Source organism: Sandaracinus amylolyticus, assembly GCF_000737325.1.
Lineage (GTDB): Bacteria > Myxococcota_A > Polyangia > Polyangiales > Sandaracinaceae > Sandaracinus > Sandaracinus amylolyticus.
The window spans coordinates 6,992,195-7,007,560 of record NZ_CP011125.1; the positions used below are offsets into that span (position 1 = coordinate 6,992,195).

The following is a 15,366-nucleotide window of genomic DNA, read 5'->3' on the forward strand; positions in this document are numbered from 1 at the left end:
CGTCCCGTGCTCCGCTACGCCAGCAGCCGCGAGATCACCAGCTCGATCACGAACGCCATCGCCGCGCTCAGCGGGAGCGTCAGCACCCACGCGATCACGATGTTCGTCGCGACGCCCCAGCGCACCGCGCTGATCCGGTTGCTCGCGCCGACGCCCATGATGCACGCGTTGATCACGTGCGTGGTCGAGACCGGCACGCCCGCGTGGCTCGCGACGAGGATCGTCGCCGCGCCCGCCGTCTCCGCCGCGAAGCCCTGCAGCGGCGAGATGCGGATGATCTTCGTGCCCATCGTCTTGATGATGCGGCGCCCGCCCGCGGCGGTGCCGAGCGCGATCGCGGTCGCGCACGTGTAGATCACCCAGCGCGGCACCTCGTCGCCCACCGGCATCATCCACTCGGGCACGCCGGCGCCGCCGTTCGCGACGAACGCGACGAGCGCGAGCGTGATGATGCCCATCGCCTTCTGCGCGTCGTTCGAGCCGTGCGAGAACGCCATCATGCACGCGCTCACGAGCTGCAGGCGCCGCGACGCGCGGTGCACCGTGCCCGGCCGCGCGCGCCGCACGACCCAGAGCAGCGCGACCATCAGGAAGAACGCGGCGACGAACCCGAGCGTCGGCGAGACGACCAGTGGGACGAGCACCTTCTTCACCAGCGTCGCCCAGTGGAACGCGCCGGCGCCCGCGTGCGCGACGACCGCGCCCGCGAGCCCGCCGATCAGCGCGTGCGAGCTCGACGACGGGATGCCGTACCACCACGTGATCAGGTTCCACGCCGACGCGCCGAGCAGCGCGCTGAGCACGACGGTCTGATCGACGATCTCGGCGTCGGCGAAGCCGGTCGCGATCGTGGTCGCGACCGCGGTGCCGGTGGTCGCGCCGACGAAGTTGAAGATCGCCGCGATGATCACCGCGGTGCGGAGCGGGAGCACGCCGGTCGAGACGACCGTCGCGATCGCGTTCGCGGCGTCGTGGAAGCCGTTGATGTAGTCGAAGACGACGGCCGCGACGACGACCGCGATCAGCAGGCTAACCATGCTCGCTAACCATGTTTGACGGCGAGGTTCGCGAGCGTGTGCGCGACGCGCTCGCAGCGATCGATCGCGTGCTCGAGATCCTCGAGCACCTCCTTCTCGCGGAGGATCTCCTTCGCGTCGACGCCCTCGTCGTGGAAGAGGCGCGAGAGCTCCTGGCGGAAGATGCGGTCGGCGTCCTTCTCGAGCTGGCGGATGGTGCGGCTCGCCGTCATCAGCGCCGCGTAGTCGTGCTTGCCGAGGCGCGGCAGCGCGGTCTCGAGCACCTCGGTGCACTGGATGAGCACCGCGATCAGCTTCTTCATCGGCTCGGTCGGCGTGGACACGCCGAAGAGCAGGCACGCGCGGGTCGCGCTGTTCGTGAGATCGAGCACGTCGTCGAGCTCCGACGAGAGGTGCTGCAGATCCTCGCGATCGATCGGCGTGACGAACGTGCGTTCCAGCGCTTCCTCGAGCTCGTGGACGACCTTGTCGCCCTCGTGCTCGCAGATCTGCACGGCGGATTGGACGTCCTCGATGCGTTTGCCGTTCGCGAACTCGCCGAGGGCGCGAGCGCCCTTGTGCGCGGCGGCGGCCTGCCGCTCGAGGAACTCGAAGAAGTGCTGCTCGCGAGGGATCAGCCAGCGAACGAGGTCTTGGAGCGCCATCGCGGGCGCCGTTTACGCGGCACGAGGTGCGGGCGTCAAGGCGATCGGGCAATTGCCCTCCGCGAGCCGCTCGGGTAGAGGCCACGTCGATGAGCGAGAGCGCGTTCCTGATGATGCTGGTCCTCGCGCCCGCGGGCATCGCGATCGTCTCGCTCGCGCTCGCGGTGTACCTGTTCTCGCAGGCGCGCCACACCGACGGGGTCAAACCGACGCTGTTCCGCGTGATCGCGATCTTGCTGACGCTCGTCGGGCTCGGCATCGGCGCGTGCTACGCGACGCTCTTCGTCGGGTGATCACGTGGCGCACCGAGCCCGCGACTACCTCTTCTACTCCGCGACGCGCGCGCTCTGCGGGACGTGCCTGCGCGTGGTCGACGCGAAGGAGCTCATCGAGGGCGACCGCGTGTGGCTCTGGAAGCGGTGCCCGGAGCACGGCATCCAGCGCGTGCTGCTCTCGGACGACGCCGCGTACTTCCGGCGCGGGCGCGAGGTGTTCCTGAAGCCGCCCGAGCAGGTGGCTCGCTACAACACCCCGCACGAGCACGGCTGCCCGTACGACTGCGGCATCTGCCCCGATCACGAGCAGCACGGGTGCGTCTCGATCCTCGAGATCACCGATCACTGCAACCTGCGCTGTCCGACGTGCTACGCGAGCAGCGGTCCGGAGCGGCTCGCGCATCGTCCGCTCGACGTGATCGAGCGGATGCTCGACCGCATCGTCGCGAACGAGACCGAGCCCGACGTGCTGCAGGTCTCGGGCGGCGAGCCGACGACGCACCCCGACTTCTTCGCGGTGCTCGACGCGTGCCGCAGGCGGCCCGTGCGGCACCTGATGCTGAACACGAACGGCATCCGGATCGCGAAGGAGGACGGGTTCGCGGAGCGGCTCGCGAGCTACGCGCCGCGCTTCGAGGTGTACCTGCAGCTCGACTCGCTGCGCAGGAGCGCGCACCTCGATCTGCGCGGCGCGGACCTGCGCGCGATCCGCGAGCGCGCGCTGGAAAAGCTCGACGCGCTGAACCTCTCGACCACGCTCGTCTGCACGGTGAAGCGCGGCGTCAACGACGACGAGCTCGGCGATCTGCTGCGCTTCGCGTCGCAGCACCGCGCGGTGCGCGGCGTGACGTTCCAGCCGGTGCAGGACGCGGGGCGCAACGAGACGTTCGATCCCGGCGAGCACCGGCTCACGCTCTCCGAGGTGCGGCGGCGCATCACCGAGCAGTGCGATCTCTTCGCGCCCGAGGATCTGCTGCCGGTGCCGTGTCACCCCGAGTGCCTCGCGATGGCGTACGGGATCAAGAGCGAGGACGGCACGCGCATCACGCCGCTGACGCGCTACGTCGATCCGCGCGTCCTGCTCGACGCGGGCAGGAACACGATCGTGTACGAGGGCGATCGCGACCTGACGCGCGCGATCTTCTCGACGTTCAGCACGGCGCACGGGCCGGAGTCGGCGGCGGGGTCGCTGCACGACCTGCTCTGCTGCCTGCCGCGCGTCGAGGCGCTGCCTTCGCTCGGCTACGACCGCGTGTTCCGCGTGATCATCATGCAGTTCCTCGATCGGCACTCGATGGACCTGCGGAGCGTGCGCAAGAGCTGCGTCCACATCGCGCATCCCGATGGAACGCGCGTGATGCCGTTCGACACGTACAACGTGCTCTATCGCGATCACCTCGAGGCCGAGGTGCTCGCGCCGCTGCGCGCTGCCGTCGGCGGACAGGGCGTGCCGAGCGCGCGCAAGCACGCGCTGCGGACGGTCTGACGCGACGATGCTCTACGGCGCCTTCGTCGCGCTGGGGATCGTCGCGGGGCTCGCGGCGACGAGGCACGCACCGCCCGACGGCATCCCCGCGCCGGTCGCGAAGCGCGTGAAGGCGTGCGCGCTGATCGGCGCGGTGATCGGCGCGCACCTCTTCGAGCTGCCGGCGGACCTCTTCGGGTGGGCGGCGCCGGTGCCCGGGCACGAGGGCTCGCCGGTGCTCGGGCGCACGGTGCTCGGCGGGATCCTCGGCGGATGGGCGGGCGTGGAGCTCGCGAAGGCGAGCGTCGGGTTCCGCGGCGCGACGGGCGATCGGTTCGCGGCGCCGCTCGCGATCGCGCTGGCGTTCGGACGGCTGGGCTGCGTGACGACCGGGTGCTGCCCGGGACGCGCGATCGAGCCCGGCTCGCCGTGGGCGGCGCTGTCGATCGTGCATGCAGATCCGCCGCGCTTCCCGGCGACGCTCGTGGAGGCGTACTTCCACGCGGGCGCCGCGCTCGCGCTGGTGCTCGCGGCGCGCGCGCAGTGGCTCCCGGGACGACGGCTCGCGGTCTATCTCGCGGCGCTCGCGGTGCTGCGGTTCGTGCTCGAGCGCTGGCGCGACAACCCGGAGGTGCTCGGCGGGCTGACGTACTACCAGTGGCTCTGCGTGCCGCTGTTCGTGATCTCGGTGGGCACGATCGTCGCGCGCAGCCGCGCGCCGCGGGCTAACGACGCGCGCTGAGCGTCTCGAGCAGGAAGTCGCGGAAGACCGCGACACGTCGCGGGACGTAGCGCGCGCTCGGATACACGAGGTGGAACGGCGCACCGGGCGCGCCGTAGCGCGGTAGGACGCGCACGACGTCGGCGCCGGTGATGCCGTCGAACGCGGGCAAGAGGCCGATGCCCGCGCCCGCCGCGACCGCCTGGTGCGCGAACGAGAAGTCGTCGGCGTTCACCACGCCGCGGACCTCGACGCTCTCCTCTCCGCGCGGTCCGGTGAGGGTCCACGTCGCGCGGCCGCGCACGCCGCGGAAGAGCACGCAGCGATGCTGCGCGAGCTCGGCGACGCGCTTCGGCGTGCCGTTCGCGTCGAGGTACGCGCGCGACGCGACGAGCGCGAAGTCGACGCGCGGCAGGCGGCGCGCGACCAGCGTGTCGTCGCGGATCGGGCCGGCGCGCAGCGCGAGATCGATGCCCTCTTCGCCGAGATCGACGACGCGACCGGTGAGCACGACGTCGACGAGCACGTCGGGGTGCTGCGCGACGAACGCGCCGACCACCGGCGCGAGCAGCCAGACGCCCGCGTCGACCGCGGTGGTGACGCGGATCGGGCCACGGAGCGTGGCCTCGAGATCGACGACCGCCTCGCGCGCCTCGGAGAGCGCGGCGAGGCCGCGCGAGGCGCGCTCGTAGAACGCGGCGCCGGCCTCGGTGAGCGCGACGCTGCGGGTGGAGCGGCGAAGCAGGCGCGCGCCGAGCTCCTGCTCGAGCAGCGCGACCGCGCGGCTCACCGAGGACTTGGGGAGATCGAGCGCGCGCGCGGCGGCGGTGAAGCCACGCTCGTCGACGACCTTCACGAAGATGGCGGCGCGGTGGAGATCCATCGTTCGAGATCCGCGAACGAAGCGTTCGCTGGAACGACTCTAGTGCGCACGGGAGCAACGATCCATCGTGTGGCCATCTCGAACGGAACAAGGAAGACGACCATGACGACCGCAGCCACCCAGACCACCGCGCAGCCGAGCCGCTGGACCCTCGACGCCTCGCACTCGAGCGTCGGCTTCAGCGTGCGCCACATGATGATCACGAACGTGCGCGGAGAGTTCCAGAAGGTGTCCGGCGAGGCGGTGTTCGATCCCGCGACGCCCGAGGCGTCGAAGGTGACCGCGACGATCGACGTGGCGTCGATCAACACGCGCGAGGAGAAGCGCGACGGGCACCTGCGCAGCGCGGACTTCTTCGACGCGGAGAAGCACCCGACGATCACGTTCGAGTCGAAGCGCGTGCGCCGCGCGGGCGACGGCTACGAGGTGGTCGGCGACCTCACGATCCGCGGCACGACGCGCGAGGTGACGCTGACGGTCGAGGACGTGACGGCCGAGCACGCGGATCCGTGGGGCAACCGCCGCATCGGCGCGTCGGCGCGCACGAAGGTGCGCCGCTCGGACTTCGGGATGACGTGGAACTCCGCGCTCGAGGCGGGCGGCGTGCTGGTCGGTGACGAGATCTCGATCGCGATCGAGGTGTCGCTGATCAAGCAGGGCTGACCGCCGAAACGACCGTGCACGAGCACGTGGCACGTGCACGTGTACGAGTCACGACGCGGCGCCGCGACATCGCGAGCGCCGCGTCTCCGCTTCCAGCGCCTCGGGTGATGCGGAGCTCGGCCGGACCAGCCGCTCGAACCACGCCGTGAATCGTCCACGTGCACGTGTCACGTGCTCGTGCACGGCTGTTCCAGCGCCAGCGATCTCGATGGCGCGCCCGCCCGCGTTGACTTGCGCGGGCCGAGCCCCACGATCCGCGGCCCTCGATGACCGCGACCAGCGTCTACGTGCACTTCCCGTGGTGCCTCAAGAAGTGCCCGTACTGCGACTTCAACTCGTACGGGACCGCGCGCGACGACGTGCCGCACGACGCGTACGCGGACGCGGTGCTGCGCGAGCTGGACGCGCGTCGCGCGCAGCTCGAGGGCCGCACGCTGGTGTCGATCTTCGTCGGCGGTGGGACTCCGTCGCTGTGGGATCCGCGCGCGCTCGGGCGCGTGCTCGCGGGCATCGAGGGCGCGTTCGGCGCGCGCGTCGACGACGTCGAGGTGACGGTCGAGTGCAACCCGACCTCGCTCGATCGGGCGCGCGCCGCGGCGATGCGCGAGGCCGGCGTGAATCGGATCTCGATCGGCGTGCAGTCGCTCGACGCGTCGCGGCTGAAGTTCCTCGGGCGCTTGCACGATGCGCCGATGGCGCTGAGCGCGGTGCGCGAGGCACGCCGCGAGATCACGCGGGTGAGCGCGGACCTGATGTTCGGGATGCCCGGGCAGAAGGCGCAGGACTTCGAGGCGGAGCTCGATCGCGTGCTCGAGACAGGCGTCGATCACGTGTCGGCGTACGCGCTGACGATCGAGCCGGGGACGCAGTTCGGCGAGCTGCACAAGAAGGGTCGACTGCCGGTCGCGCCCGACGACGACTACGCCGAGACGTTCCTCGCGGCCGAGTCGATGTTCGCGTCGCGCGGGCTCGAGCACTACGAGGTCTCGAACTACGCGCGGCCGGGGCAGGAGGCGCGTCACAACCTGCACTACTGGCGCGGCGGCGACTACGTCGGGCTCGGCGCGGGCGCGGTGGGGTGCCTCGGCGATGGGCGCGGCGGCGCGCGGCGGTGGCGCGACGAGGCGCTGCCCGCGAAGTACCTCGAGTCGAGCGGCGAGCTCGCGCGCGTCGAGTCGTGGGAGGAGTCGCTGAGCGCCGAGGATCGCGTGCGCGAGGCGCTGATGCTCGGGCTGCGGACGCGCGAGGGCGTGGACCTCGACGCGCTGGAGGCGCGCACCGGCGTCGACGCGCGCGTCGGGCGCGAGCGCGCGATCGAGCGGCGCGTGGGACGCGGTGAGCTGGTGATGGAAGGCGCGCGGATGCGCGTGCCCCACGCGTCGTGGCTCGCGCTCGACGCGATCGTGACCGACCTCTTCTGAGCACGACGTGTCCGGCGCGACGCGCATGCGTTGCAGTCGGGACGCGGCTTCGGCGTGAACGGCGTGAAAATGCGAGGCGCGAGCGCGCCGGCACGGGCATTGTTCTGCGCGCGCGCCTCATGTCTCGATATGCACTCTTCTTCGTGCTCGTCGCGCTCTCGTCGTGCGGGCACGCGGCTCCGACCTCCCCTGCCACGACCTCCACGGCCACGTCCGACGCGACGCCATCGATCGACGCGCGGGCGCGCGAGGTGATCGACGGCGAGATCGCGCGCGCGTTCGCCGAGCCCACGACGCGCGCGATGTCGATCGTCGTGCTCGATCCCGCGACCGGGCGCGTCGTCGCGACGAGCGGACGGCGCGGCGACCGCGTCGATCCCGAGATCCCCGCGCGCGATGCGGTGGTGCACGGCTCGGTGGGCAAGACGTTCACGATCGCGCTCGCGCTCGAGCGCGGTGTGATCACGACCGCGGACTCGGTCGACGGTGGCGGCGGTCGCGCGCAGATCGGCGCGATCGAGATCCATGACGCGTCGCCGCACGGCGCGATGTCGCTCGAGGACGTCGTCGCGTTCTCGTCGAACGTCGGCACGGCGCGCGTGATGGAGCGCATGGGCCGCGACGCGTGGCTCGAGGGGATGGCGCGGCTGCACCTCGATCATCGCGTGCCGGAGAGCGCGCGGAGCGACGATGGAGAGGCCATCCGCGCGGCGATCGGCGCGGGCCTCGCGCCGACGCCGGTCGAGGTCGCGGCGTCGTTCGCGGCCGTGGTGAACGGCGGGACGTATCGCGCGCCGTGGCGAGAGGGCGAGCCCGCGTCGAGCGGCGAGCGCGTGCTGAGCGAAGCGACGTCGGCGACGATGGTCGCGCTGCTCGAGCAGTCGATCGTGCGCGAGGACGGCACGGGGCGCGGGGCGCGCGTCGAGGGTCGGCGCGTCGCGGGCAAGACGGGCACGGCGCGTCTCGAGGACGGCGCGTCGTACGCGGCGTTCGTCGGTGTCGCGCCGCTCGAGGCGCCGCGCTTCGTGATCGTGGTCGGCGTCGAGACGGTCGCGGAGGGCTACACCGGCGGGACCGTCGCAGCGCCCGCGTTCGCGCGGATCGCGAGCGAGCTGCTGTAGCCCGGACGCTTCGTCGCGGCTCCGATCTGCGGGCTGCTAAGCTGCGGCCCGCGTGACGATCGACTTCGAGCGCGTGGACGCGCGCGGGCTGGTGAAGACCTTCGGGCCGACCCGCGCGCTGGCGGGCGTGGACGTCGCGCTGCGCGCCGGGTTGGTCACGGTGATCGAAGGGCCGAACGGATCCGGCAAGACGACGCTGCTCGGCATCCTCTCGCTGCTGGTGCGACCGACGCGCGGCACGGTCCGCTTCGGATCGCACGACGCGCTCGCGAGCGCCGACGCGCTGCGCGCGACCATCGGCGTGCTCGCGCACGCGGCGATGGTCTATCCCGATCTCACGGGCGCGGAGAGCCTCGCGCTCGCGGCGAAGCTGCACGGCGTGCGCGATGCCGATCGCCGCATCGCCGCGCTGCGCGAGCGCTTCGAGATCGGGCCGTTCGGCGAGCGACCGACGCGCACGTACTCGCGCGGTCAGCTGCAGCGCATCGCGCTCGCGCGCGCGCTGATCCACGAGCCGCGGCTGCTGCTGCTCGACGAGCCCTCGACCGGGCTCGATCCCGCGTCGGTCGATCGGCTGATCGCGGCGGTGCGCGTCGAGCGCGCGCGGGGCGCGATCGTGGTCCTGGTCACGCACGACGTGCCGCTCGCGGAGGCGATCGGGGATCGCCGGGTGCGCCTGTCGCGCGGGCGCGTGGAGCAGGACGAGCCTCTCGCGGGAGCGACGACGTGAGCGTGCTGCGCGCGGCGGCGCTGCTCGCCGGGAAGGATCTGCGCATCGAGCTGCGGACGCGCGAGATCACGGTGAGCACGGGGCTCTTCGCGGTGCTCGTCGTGGTGCTCACGTCGCTCTCGTTCTACGTGGACGACGTGATCGCGCGGCGCATCGCGCCGGGCGTGCTGTGGATCGCGATCGCGTTCGCGGGGGTGCTCGCGATCGGGCGCACCTGGGGCCGGGAGCGCGAGAACGACGCGATGCGCGGGCTCTTGCTGTCGCCGATCCCGCGCCCCGCGATCTTCGCGGGCAAGGCGGTGGGGACGTTCGCGTTCCTGATCGCGATCGAGATGATGCTGGTGCCGCTGGTCGCGGTGCTCTTCCACCTCGACCTCGTCCCTGCGCTGCCGCTGATGATCCCGACGCTGCTGCTGGGCTCGTTCGGGTTCGTGCTGACCGGGACGCTCTTCGGCGCGATGACGGTGCGCACGCGATCGCGCGATCTGATGCTGAGCGTGGTGCTGTTCCCGCTGGTGACGCCGGCGCTGCTGGCCGGCGTGGTCGCGACGCGCGGGATCCTCGGCGGCGATCCGCTCGAGGAGACGCTGGCGTGGCTGCGGATCCTCGGCGCGTACGACCTGGTGGTCGGCGTCTGCGGCTGGTTCCTCTTCGGCCCGCTGGTGAGCGACTGAGCTTCCGGGGAGGGGTCTTGGACGACCCCCCGACGCGAACGCTGCGCGCGGGGCACCAGCCCGCTTGCTCCGTCGCGCGCCGAGTGGCTTGCCGGTTCCGCGCGGGCACCGCACAGTCCGGCTGCCCATGCGGCGCGCAGAGATCCTCGCCGGCCTCGCCGTGCTCCTGATCGGAGCTCCGCTCGCGTTCATGTTCGCGAGCGCGCTCGCCGACGGCGAGGTGCGGCGCCAGGAAGCACCGCTCCGCGGGATCCTCGGCAGCGACGCGTTCGAAGCGCTCGCGCGCGGCGAGCAGAGCGATCAGCACTATCTCGGCAACGATCGGCTCGCGCCCGACTTCACGCTGCAGGATCGCGAGGGGCGTCCGTGGCGCCTCTCGGATCATCGCGGGCAGGTGATCGTCCTGAACTTCTGGACGATCACCTGCCAGCCGTGCGTCGAGGAGATGCCGACGCTCGAGGAGCTCGCGCGCATCGTCGCCGAGCGCGACGACATCGAGCTCGTGACGATCTCGACCGATCGCACCTGGGATCAGGTCTCGACGGTGGTCGCACCGACGTCGCCGCTCACGGTGCTGCTCGATCCCGACAAGGCGGTGGTGCGCGATCGCTTCGGGACGCGGCTCTACCCCGAGACCTGGGTGATCGATCGCGACGGCGTGATCCGGCTGCGGGTCGACGGACCGCGCGAGTGGTCGAGCGCGATCGCGGTCGACGCGATCGAGAGCTTCCTGTAGCCCGCGCTCAGCGCGGCCAGGCGATCGGATCGTCGACCACGGGCGGGCGCACCACGCGCCCCGCGATCACGAGGTGCGCGCCGCGCTCGTCCTCCGCGACCAGCGGCTCGAGCTGCATCGCCGCGTGCACGTCGAAGCGCGCCGCGAGCGCGCCGCCGCGCACCTGACAGTGGAGCGCGCCCTCGCGATCCTCGCGCAGCGTCGACGCATCGAGCGCCTCGCGACGGCCGTCCGACAGCTGCAGCCACACGACGTCGCCCTCGCGCTCGATCGAGCGCACGAAGACCGGCGCGCCCTCGATCGTGACGTACGCCCAGTTGATGTCGTTCTTGAGGCAGTAGCGACCATCCTCCGCGCGGTCGATCCACGCGTCGAACGCCTGCGTCAGCAGCACGTGATCGATCGGGTCGAGCCCGTCGAACCAGCGGCCGCGGGCGTCGCGTCGGATCTTCGTCTCGCGCGTGCGGCCGGCGAGCAGCGCGTTCGGGTCCATCGCTCCGTGTGTAGTCCCTCGCGCGCGTCGCGCCCAGCCGTCGCGCACATCGCGGGTGAACAGAGAGGCGCGCGCACGCGTCGCACATCTCGTGCCGGTTACGCGCGCCACGCGAGGACCTCGTGCTAGCCTCGACCGTCCTTCCGGGACTATTCGCGTGGGCCGTGGGATCGCGTTTCGCCGGTGGCGCAAGTGGGCGGTGGTCCTCGCGGTCTTCGCGATCGGGATCCCGGTCACGGCTGCGCTCACGATTCGCTCGTCCGAGGCGCACACGCGGCTGCGCGCGCTGCTGATCGACACGATCCGGCAGGAGCTCGGGATGAGCGCGTCGCTCGGGCCGGTGCAGCTCCAGCTCTCGCCGTTCGCGATCGTGGCGCGCGACATCTCGCTCGCGGATCCCGTGTACGGGCGCGTCGCCGATGCGGCGCGCATCGCGGTGCGGCCGTCGGTCGGCGCGCTGCTGCGCGGGCAGGTCGACCTCGAGGCGATCGAGCTCGACGGCGCGAGCGTGCACCTCGTCATCCGCGACGGACAGCTGCGCAACCTGCCGCGCATCGAAGGCGGCGGGGGCGGCGGCGAGATGACGCTGCCGTTCGGCGAGCTGGTGATCCGCGACGCCGCGCTCACCGTCGACGCGGAGCCGATCGCGAGCGGCGCGCTGCACGTCGACGAGATCACGGTGCGCGGCGAGCGCGGCGGCGTGATCGACGTGACCGTCGTCGACGGCACCGGATCGATCACGCGCGAGGGCACGGAGCACGCGCTCGAGCGGCTCGAAGGTCACGTCGAGATCGCGTCCGACGCGCTGCGCGTGCAGGAGCTCGCCGTCGCGCTCGGCCCGCTGCGCGCGGAGATCGGCGAGGGCTACGTGCCGCTGCCGCCGCCCGATCCGCGCGTCGAGGGCGCGCGCGGGTACGTGGGCCAGATCGCGGTCGACTACGAGCTCGAGCACCTCGCGTCGCTCGCGCTGCCGATCACGCTGCCCGCGATGTGGGGCCACGCCGCGATCCGCGCGCGGCTCTCGCACGACGGCGCGCACGGCCAGCGCGCGACGGGCACCGTGCGGCTCGATCACGGGCGCATCACCGAGTTCGGCATCGGCGACGTCGCGCAGATCGCGTTCGAGGCGACGCCGCAGCAGGTGCGCATCACGAGCGGCGAGGTGCAGGTCGTCGGAGGCGGCGGGACGCTCACGCTCGGCGGCACGCTGGGCCTCACCGAAGAGCTCCCGCTCGACGTGACCGCGGAGCTCCACGCGTTCTCGTTCGCGCACCTGATGGATCAGCTCTCGGTCTCGCAGAATTCCATCGTCGAGTGGATCTTCGAGGGCTCGATGGTGCTGCGCGGATCGCTGCGCGACCTCGACCTCTCGGGGCCCGTCGATCTGCGCACCCACGACTTCACGGTGAGCGCGAACGCGTACCACGAGCGCCCGCTGCGCACGGTGATCGCCATCCCGCGCGGGCACTTCCGCGGCGAGTGGTCGATCCGCGACGACGCGATCCGGTTCACCGATCTCGTCGCCGATCTCCCGCACAGCCGGCTCTACGCCGACGTGCTGCTCGGCTTCCGCAACGAGCTCCGCGTGAGCGCGCGCGCCGATCCCGCGGACCTGCGCGACGTCTCACCGCTCACGCGCTTCCAGCTCGCGGGCATCGGCACCGCGACGTGCGAGATCGACGGCTTCTACCAGGCGCCGCGCGTGACCGGTCACGTGCGGATCCAGGACTTCGTGTTCGACTCGTTCCGCCTCGGGAACGTCGACAGCGACGCGGTGCTCGACTCCGACGGCATGGGCGTCACGTTCCCGCACATCGTCGCGGTGAAGAACGAGAGCCGCTACGAAGGGCACGACGTCTATCTCGATTTCCATCGCGACGCGTTCCGCATGTCGGGCCGGCTCGCGCTCGAGCGGATGGAGCTCGCGGACTTCTATCACGTGTTCGGGTTCGAGGCGGACGAGCGCTTCACGCCGTACCAGGGCGTCGCGCACGGCGAAGCGGAGATCGACTACACGAACGGCTACCCCGGCGACTCGCCGAGCGGGACGCTCCACGTCGGCATGCGCCTCGCGCTCTCGTCGATGACGGTCGACGAGTATCGCTTCGACCGCGGGCAGCTCGAGGGCCGCTTCCGCTGGCTCGACTGGTCGCGCGGGATCAGCGGCGCCGAGCTGCTGATCGATCACGCGAGCCTCCACAAGGGCGAGGGCACGGTCGCGCTGCAGGGCACGATGGACGTCGGCGGCGCGCTGCGGATGACCGCGGCCGCCGACGCGCTCGCGCTGAGCGAGATCGAGGGCATCGGCGATCGCTTCCCGGGGCTCGACGGAGTCGCGAGCGCGACCGCGCAGGTGGGCGGCACGCCGGACGCGATGCGGATCGATCTCGACGTCGGGCTGACGAACGTCGTCTACGCGGGGCGCGCGATCGGGGATGCACGCGCGTACGTGCGGCAGACGCACCAGGACGACGCGTGGATCCAGGACGCGCTCGCGTGGGAGGGACGGCCGCCGGAGCACGAGGACTGCGCGCTCGCGCGCACGGGCCTGGCGCGCGCGAATTGGCCGAACGATCCGCCGCTGCGCACGGTCGACGGTCTCCAGCCGCGCCTCTCGCGCGCGAGCGCGTTCGTGATCTGCGGGACCGCGCTCGACGGACGTCTGACGGTCGACCTCGCGGTGGGCCGGACGCAGCAGTACCCGCTGCGCGGGCGCATCGCGCTCGACGGGCTCGACCTCGCGGCGTTCATGCCGGCGCCCTCGCCGGGCGCGCCTGCGTCGCGCGGCAAGATCAGCGCGGAGCTGGTCCTCGAGGACGGCGGGCTGCGCGATCTGTCGACGCTCGCGGGGCAGCTCGAGGTGAGCGATCTCGAGCTCGCGCGCGGCGACGTCGCGTTCACGAACCGCGGGCCCCTGCTCTTCTCGCTCAAGAACGGCGTCGCGAGCGTCGATCGCGCGCGCCTCGTCGGGCCCGACTCGCGCATCCGGGTGCGCGGTCAGTACGCGCTGCCGGTGCCGGGCGACGACGGTGGGCTCGCGCTGCAGATGGACGCGCGGGTCGATCTCGGGCTGCTCGCGCGCGTCACGCCCGCGGTGACCGAGGCCGACGGAGACATCGTCGCGCGCCTCGCGATCAGCGGGCCGATCTCGGATCCCGAGATCTACGGCGACGCGCGGCTCGAGGACGGCTCGCTGCGCGCCGCGGCGCTGCCCACGCCGGTCGAGGGGCTCGACGCGCACGTCACGTTCAGCGCGCGCAGCATCCAGATCGACGAGCTGCGCGCGCGGCTCGCGGGCGGGACGATCCGCGGCAACGGCGAGGCGCAGCTCGCGGACGGTCGGCTCTCGCGCTGGAACGTGCGGGTGCACGGCGAAGGGCTCGAGCTCGCGCCCGCCGAGGGCATGGATCTCGCGCTCTCGGCGGACGTCGAGGTCGGCTGGACGCGCGGCGAGCGACTGCCCACGGCGCGCGGCGAGCTGCGCGTCGGACGCCTCGCGTTCACGCGCAACATCGATCTCGGCACCACGCTCGGCGAGCTCTCGCGCACGCAGCGCGCGGAGACGGAGCGCTACGATCCCGACGCCGATCGCGTCGCGCTCGATCTGCGCATCGTCGACGAGCAGCCGTTCGTCGTGCGCAACAACCTCGTCGAGGCGGAGCTCGCGATCGACGACACGCAGCGCCCGTTCCGCATCGTCGGCACCGATCAGCGCTTCGGCGTGCTCGGGAGCATGCAGTTCACGCGCGGTCGGATCTTCTTCCGCAACGCGGTGTTCGATCTGCGCGCTGGGTATCTCTCGTTCGACGACGAGACGCAGATCGATCCGACGTTCCAGCTCGGCGCGGTCACCGAGGTGCGGCGCAGCGGCGACCTGACCGCGGCGCGATGGCGCATCCTGCTCGACGCGCGCGGCTCGATGGGCTCGTTCGAGATCGCGACCAGCAGCGACCCCGATCTGCCGCAGGAGGACATCCTGATGCTGCTCGCGGTCGGCATGACGCGCGGCGAGTTCGAGCAGCTCCAGACCGGCGACGTGACGAGCACCGTCGCGCTCGAGGCGCTCACGCAGATCACCGGCGTCGACCGCGAGGTGCGGCGCGCGGTGCCGCTGATCGACGACTTCCGCATCACGAGCGCGTACTCGCTGCGGAGCGGGCGCACCGAGCCGCAGATCTCGGTCGGCAAGCGCATCGCGGATCGCGTGCGGCTCAGCGCGACGACCGGCGTCGGCGCGGGCGATGCGCGCGACTTCCGTGCGCTCGTCGACGTGCAGCTGGACGACACCACCGGCGTCCAGTGCAGCTACGACAACTTCACGCAGGGCAGCGCGACGTCGTTCGGCAACGTCGGGTGCGACCTCCGATGGCGTCTGGAATTCGAGTGAGAGGCCGTCGGTCGATCGGAACCTGCGCGAACGGGAGCGAGCGGAGGTGGGGCCCCGCGCGCAGCGTTCGCGGTGCCGGCTCCGCGGGTCGGGTGGAGGGATCTTCCAAGACTCCT

At 71.9% G+C, this 15,366-nt stretch carries 14 protein-coding genes; 10 read left to right on the forward strand and 4 right to left on the reverse strand.

Annotated elements, in window-relative coordinates:
* Positions 1-14: 14 nt before the first annotated feature.
* Both DB32_RS29685 and DB32_RS29690 read right to left on the reverse strand, forming a co-directional pair.
* On the reverse strand, positions 15-1,037 hold the full coding sequence (locus tag DB32_RS29685) for an inorganic phosphate transporter (RefSeq protein WP_053236019.1): 1,023 nt from the start codon (positions 1,035-1,037) through the stop codon (positions 15-17).
* A gap of 5 nt (positions 1,038-1,042) precedes the next feature.
* On the reverse strand, positions 1,043-1,681 hold the full coding sequence (locus DB32_RS29690) for a DUF47 domain-containing protein (protein WP_053236020.1): 639 nt from the start codon (positions 1,679-1,681) through the stop codon (positions 1,043-1,045).
* An 89-nt stretch (positions 1,682-1,770) separates the two neighbouring features.
* Here DB32_RS29690 and DB32_RS29695 point away from each other — a divergent pair, with 89 nt between their 5' ends.
* From DB32_RS29695 to DB32_RS29705, 3 genes are read left to right on the forward strand one after another with little or no spacing between them, the layout of a single operon-like run.
* A complete protein-coding gene (locus DB32_RS29695) occupies positions 1,771-1,974 on the forward strand; it encodes a hypothetical protein (RefSeq protein ID WP_053236021.1) in 204 nt (67 codons plus the stop codon).
* Between the two features lie 4 nt (positions 1,975-1,978).
* Complete coding sequence (locus tag DB32_RS29700; protein ID WP_053236022.1) at positions 1,979-3,442, forward strand: radical SAM protein; 1,464 nt, start codon at positions 1,979-1,981, stop codon at positions 3,440-3,442.
* A 7-nt stretch (positions 3,443-3,449) separates the two neighbouring features.
* On the forward strand, positions 3,450-4,163 hold the full coding sequence (locus DB32_RS29705; RefSeq protein WP_053236023.1) for a prolipoprotein diacylglyceryl transferase: 714 nt from the start codon (positions 3,450-3,452) through the stop codon (positions 4,161-4,163).
* On the opposite strand, the gene DB32_RS29710 is transcribed toward DB32_RS29705, so the two are convergent.
* Positions 4,147-5,025: a LysR family transcriptional regulator gene (locus tag DB32_RS29710; protein ID WP_053236024.1), complete on the reverse strand. Its 879-nt coding sequence runs from the start codon at positions 5,023-5,025 to the stop codon at positions 4,147-4,149. The two genes, DB32_RS29705 and DB32_RS29710, sit on opposite strands and share 17 nt — an antisense overlap.
* A gap of 102 nt (positions 5,026-5,127) precedes the next feature.
* Here DB32_RS29710 and DB32_RS29715 point away from each other — a divergent pair, with 102 nt between their 5' ends.
* The 6 genes from DB32_RS29715 (at position 5,128) to DB32_RS29740 (ending at position 10,370) form a co-directional block, all read left to right on the forward strand.
* Positions 5,128-5,688 (forward strand): YceI family protein, encoded by a 561-nt coding sequence (locus tag DB32_RS29715; RefSeq protein WP_053236025.1) that lies wholly within the window; start codon positions 5,128-5,130, stop codon positions 5,686-5,688.
* 266 nt (positions 5,689-5,954) lie between these two features.
* Positions 5,955-7,109 carry a radical SAM family heme chaperone HemW gene (gene hemW, locus DB32_RS29720; protein WP_053236026.1) on the forward strand — a complete coding sequence of 385 codons (1,155 nt, stop codon included), beginning with the start codon at positions 5,955-5,957 and terminating at the stop codon, positions 7,107-7,109.
* A gap of 119 nt (positions 7,110-7,228) precedes the next feature.
* Positions 7,229-8,230 carry a penicillin-binding transpeptidase domain-containing protein gene (locus tag DB32_RS29725; RefSeq protein ID WP_053236027.1) on the forward strand — a complete coding sequence of 334 codons (1,002 nt, stop codon included), beginning with the start codon at positions 7,229-7,231 and terminating at the stop codon, positions 8,228-8,230.
* Positions 8,231-8,282: 52 nt separating this feature from the next.
* The gene (locus DB32_RS29730) at positions 8,283-8,960 is read left to right on the forward strand and encodes an ABC transporter ATP-binding protein (protein ID WP_157069539.1); all 678 of its coding nucleotides are present in this window, start codon (positions 8,283-8,285) and stop codon (positions 8,958-8,960) included.
* Positions 8,957-9,634 (forward strand): heme exporter protein CcmB, encoded by a 678-nt coding sequence (locus tag DB32_RS29735; RefSeq protein ID WP_240481267.1) that lies wholly within the window; start codon positions 8,957-8,959, stop codon positions 9,632-9,634. Before DB32_RS29730 ends, DB32_RS29735 begins: the two co-directional genes overlap by 4 nt.
* A gap of 127 nt (positions 9,635-9,761) precedes the next feature.
* A complete protein-coding gene (locus tag DB32_RS29740; protein WP_053236028.1) occupies positions 9,762-10,370 on the forward strand; it encodes a TlpA family protein disulfide reductase in 609 nt (202 codons plus the stop codon).
* 7 nt (positions 10,371-10,377) lie between these two features.
* Here the strand turns inward: DB32_RS29740 and DB32_RS29745 are convergent, their stop codons facing one another.
* Complete coding sequence (locus DB32_RS29745) at positions 10,378-10,863, reverse strand: hypothetical protein (protein ID WP_053236029.1); 486 nt, start codon at positions 10,861-10,863, stop codon at positions 10,378-10,380.
* Between the two features lie 157 nt (positions 10,864-11,020).
* On the opposite strand from DB32_RS29745, the gene DB32_RS29750 reads away from it, so the two are divergent.
* Positions 11,021-15,250 (forward strand): translocation/assembly module TamB domain-containing protein, encoded by a 4,230-nt coding sequence (locus DB32_RS29750; protein ID WP_053236030.1) that lies wholly within the window; start codon positions 11,021-11,023, stop codon positions 15,248-15,250.
* Positions 15,251-15,366 lie beyond the last annotated feature (116 nt).

Coding starts and splice junctions, on each gene's coding strand:
- DB32_RS29740 (WP_053236028.1), top strand. CDS start 9,762: ATGCGGCGCGCAGAGATCCTCGCCGGCCTCGCCGTGCTCCTGATCGGA.
- DB32_RS29695 (WP_053236021.1), top strand. CDS start 1,771: ATGAGCGAGAGCGCGTTCCTGATGATGCTGGTCCTCGCGCCCGCGGGC.
- DB32_RS29690 (WP_053236020.1), bottom strand. CDS start 1,681: ATGGCGCTCCAAGACCTCGTTCGCTGGCTGATCCCTCGCGAGCAGCAC.
- hemW (WP_053236026.1), top strand. CDS start 5,955: ATGACCGCGACCAGCGTCTACGTGCACTTCCCGTGGTGCCTCAAGAAG.
- DB32_RS29745 (WP_053236029.1), bottom strand. CDS start 10,863: ATGGACCCGAACGCGCTGCTCGCCGGCCGCACGCGCGAGACGAAGATC.
- DB32_RS29685 (WP_053236019.1), bottom strand. CDS start 1,037: ATGGTTAGCCTGCTGATCGCGGTCGTCGTCGCGGCCGTCGTCTTCGAC.
- DB32_RS29715 (WP_053236025.1), top strand. CDS start 5,128: ATGACGACCGCAGCCACCCAGACCACCGCGCAGCCGAGCCGCTGGACC.
- DB32_RS29725 (WP_053236027.1), top strand. CDS start 7,229: ATGTCTCGATATGCACTCTTCTTCGTGCTCGTCGCGCTCTCGTCGTGC.
- DB32_RS29705 (WP_053236023.1), top strand. CDS start 3,450: ATGCTCTACGGCGCCTTCGTCGCGCTGGGGATCGTCGCGGGGCTCGCG.
- DB32_RS29710 (WP_053236024.1), bottom strand. CDS start 5,025: ATGGATCTCCACCGCGCCGCCATCTTCGTGAAGGTCGTCGACGAGCGT.